We start from the raw sequence: 3,393 nt of genomic DNA on the forward strand, positions 1-3,393 counted from the left end.
GAGGCCTCTCGTCGGCAAATCCGTGCAACTGGTTTCAGCGACGCCTCCGGCCGGGGGGTCCGGGCCACTGTCGATGGCGCTGAGATCCTCGTGGGCGGGCCGAACATGCTGCGCGAGTTCAACCTCACCACCCCGGCCGAGCTCACCGACACCACCAGCGCCTGGACCGGGCGTGGGGCCGGTGTACTCCATATTGTCCGCGACGGTCAGATTATCGGTGCGGTGGCCGTTGAGGACAAGATCCGCCCCGAATCCCGCGCCGCTGTGAAAGCCCTGCAGGACCGCGGGGTGAAGGTCGCGATGATTACCGGTGACGCGCAGCAGGTGGCCCGTGCGGTTGGCCAGGACCTGGGGATTGATGAGGTCTTCGCCGAGGTCCTGCCCCAGGACAAGGACACCAAGGTCACCCAGTTACAGGAGCGTGGCCTGAGCGTGGCCATGGTCGGCGACGGTGTCAACGACGCCCCGGCCCTGGCCCGCGCCGAGGTCGGCATCGCCATCGGGGCCGGCACGGATGTGGCGATGGAATCCGCCGGAGTGGTCCTGGCCAGTGACGATCCCCGGGCAATATTGTCGATGATTGAGCTCTCGCAGGCCAGCTACCGCAAGATGATCCAGAACCTCATCTGGGCGTCCGGTTACAACATCTTGTCCGTGCCCCTGGCCGCCGGCGTGCTCGCCTCTAGCGGCATTCTGCTTCCCCCGGCTGCTGCTGCGGTGTTGATGTCGCTGTCGACGATTGTGGTGGCGCTTAACGCTCAGCTGCTGCGCCGGATTGATCTGGACCCGGCCCACCTGGCTCCCACCAGTCCGAAGGAGGAACACACCACGCCTACTCCGGCATCCACCGCCGTCCACTGATCCACCACTTCTCTCCACTGCCCCCATATGACCCTGAAAGGCTCCACCATGAAGCGCACCCTATGTTCTTTCCGCTCTCGCCGTGGCCTCCGCCCTGGCGCTGGCCGCCTGCGGTAAGGCCACCGAGTCAGGCAACACCGACGCCACCACCTCGGCCACCAGCGCTGCGACGACTACCGCTGAGACGACCGAGACCACCATGGCAACGACTGAGGCGGACGGGGAGATCTCCGCCGATTACAACGACGCGGACATCATGTTTGCCCAGATGATGATCCCCCATTACCAGCAGGCCGTGGAGATGAGTGAGATGCTCCTGGCCAAGGAGGGTATCCCCGCCCAGGTCGTGGAGTTTGTCCAGGGGGTTATTGTGAACTGCGGGCCGGGACTGGGCGCGCCGCATTGGGGGATGCATGTCGCCACCCCCACAGCGCTCGTTGACGACACCCCCTTGACACCCATACCCCCTAGGGGTACACTCAGTCTCATGAGCAACGAGCACGGCTACCACGGCAACACCGAGAATCACCTCGCGCGCCTGCGCCGCATCGAAGGCCAAGTCCGCGGCCTGCAGCGCATGATCTCGCAGGGCGATTACTGCATCGACATCCTCACGCAGGTCTCCGCCGTCCAGTCGGCCATCGACTCCGTCGCGGTTAACCTGCTCAAAGACCACATGAACCACTGCGTCGTCACGGCGGCGCGCGAATCCGACGAGGCCGCGCAGGCCAAAGTCGACGAGGCGGCCGCGGCCATCGCACGCCTCATCAAGTCCTAACAACAAGGAGACATCATGACCACCGAGATCGATCGCACCATCGAGCTGTCCGTCGACGGCATGACCTGCGGCCACTGCGTGATGAGCGTCAAAGAAGAGCTGGGCGAGATCCCCGGCGTCAAGAACGTCGACGTCATCCTCAACTCGGGCGCCACCTCCAAGGTGACCGTCCTGACCGACACCCCCCTGGACGACGCGGCGCTGAGCGACGCGGTGTCCGAGGCCGGCTTCACACTGACCGGCATCTCGCGCGACTTCTGAGGACGTCCACGCCTCACCGACGAGGCCGGGGCACCTCCCCCGGCCTCGTTTCCTTTCGCCCGATCATACCCCCGGAGGGTACCTATGTCCACTGATTCCGTGACGCACGACCACACAGCTACCGCCTCTTCGCACGGGGCATCCCAGGCCTCGGCCCCCACCCCCCAGGTGGGCGAGGGCACCCGCGCCCACGCCACCGACCTGCGCCGCCGCCTCATCGTCTCCGCGCCCCTCGGCATCCTCGCGATGCTCCTGTCGATGGTTCCCGCGTGGCAGTTCACGGGGTGGCAGTGGGTCGTCGCGGCGGCCTCGATCCCGGTGGTCACGTGGGGGGCGTGGCCCTTCCACCGGGCGGCCTTCGCGGCCGGGCGCCACGGGTCGACGACGATGGACACGCTCGTCTCCCTCGGCGTCATTTCCTCCACGCTGTGGAGCTGGTGGGCCCTCCTGTGGGGCGGCGCCGGAATGCTCGGGATGCGCATGCAGATGAGCCTGATCCCGCGCGCGGCGCACGCCGGCCACGCGGAGATCTACTTCGAGGGCGCATGCATGATCGTCGTATTCCTGCTGACGGGCCGCTACCTGGAGGCACGCGCACGCTACCGCGCGGGCGACGCGCTGCGGTCTCTGCTGCGCATGGGCGCCAAGGAGGCGACGCTCGTGACCGTCGACCCCGCAACGGGCGAGCGCAGCGAACAGGTCGTGCCCGCCTCGTCCCTGCAGGTCGGGGACCTCTTTGCGGTGCGCCCGGGCGAGAAGGTGGCGACCGACGGCATCATCGTCGAGGGCTCCTCCGCCCTGGACACCTCGCTCCTCACGGGTGAATCCGTGCCCGTGGACGCCGCCCCCGGCGACGCCGTGACGGGCGCGACCGTCAACACGTGGGGCTCCCTGCTGGTGCGCGCCACCCGCGTCGGATCCGACACGACGCTCGCGCAGATCGGGCGCATGGTCGCCGAGGCCCAGGCCGGCAAGGCCCCCGTCCAGCGCCTCGCGGACCAGATCTCCGGCGTGTTCGTGCCGATCGTCATCGTCGTTTCCCTGCTAACGCTCGGGGGCTGGCTACTCGCGGGCGGCGGCGTGCAGGCCGCATTCACGGCGGCCGTCGCCGTCCTGGTCGTCGCGTGCCCGTGCGCACTCGGCCTGGCCACGCCCACCGCGATCCTCGTCGGGTCGGGGCGCGCCTCGCAGCTCGGCATCCTCATCAAGAACGCGGAAATCCTCGAGCAGACGCGCTCGATCGACACCATGCTCCTGGACAAGACGGGCACCGTCACCACGGGCGTCATGTCCCTCGAGTCCGTCGCGGTCGCTCCCGGCGCGGGCGGCTCACCTGAGGTGGACGAGGCCTCGGCCCTGTCCCTGGCTGCCTCTGTCGAATCCCTCTCCGAGCACCCCGTCGCCCGCGCGATCACGTCGGGCGCCGCGGACCGTGGCCTGTCGCTGGAGCCCGTGACCGCGTTCGCGAACCAGCCCGGACTCGGCGTCGTCGG

Annotated in this window: 4 protein-coding genes and 1 pseudogene; all 5 read left to right on the forward strand. The window is 68.2% G+C overall.

The window, feature by feature from the left end; translation table 11 throughout:
* A partial coding sequence (locus tag HMPREF1138_RS08925; RefSeq protein WP_039937748.1) for an HAD-IC family P-type ATPase occupies positions 1 to 861 on the forward strand: 861 nt, incomplete at its 5' end.
* Between the two features lie 82 nt (positions 862 to 943).
* A pseudogene (locus HMPREF1138_RS11580) lies at positions 944 to 1,219 on the forward strand (DUF305 domain-containing protein); the annotation flags it as partial.
* Between the two features lie 129 nt (positions 1,220 to 1,348).
* Positions 1,349 to 1,639, forward strand: a complete 291-nt coding sequence (locus HMPREF1138_RS11535; RefSeq protein WP_039937750.1) for a metal-sensitive transcriptional regulator — start codon at positions 1,349 to 1,351, stop codon at positions 1,637 to 1,639.
* A 15-nt stretch (positions 1,640 to 1,654) separates the two neighbouring features.
* A complete protein-coding gene (locus HMPREF1138_RS08940) occupies positions 1,655 to 1,900 on the forward strand; it encodes a heavy-metal-associated domain-containing protein (protein WP_009058929.1) in 246 nt (81 codons plus the stop codon).
* Between the two features lie 84 nt (positions 1,901 to 1,984).
* The coding region (locus tag HMPREF1138_RS08945) for an HAD-IC family P-type ATPase (protein WP_009058925.1) at positions 1,985 to 3,393 on the forward strand (1,409 nt) is incomplete at its 3' end.

It is taken from the genome of Actinomyces sp. ICM58 (assembly GCF_000283035.1).
In the GTDB taxonomy this organism is placed as follows: Bacteria; Actinomycetota; Actinomycetes; order Actinomycetales; family Actinomycetaceae; genus Pauljensenia.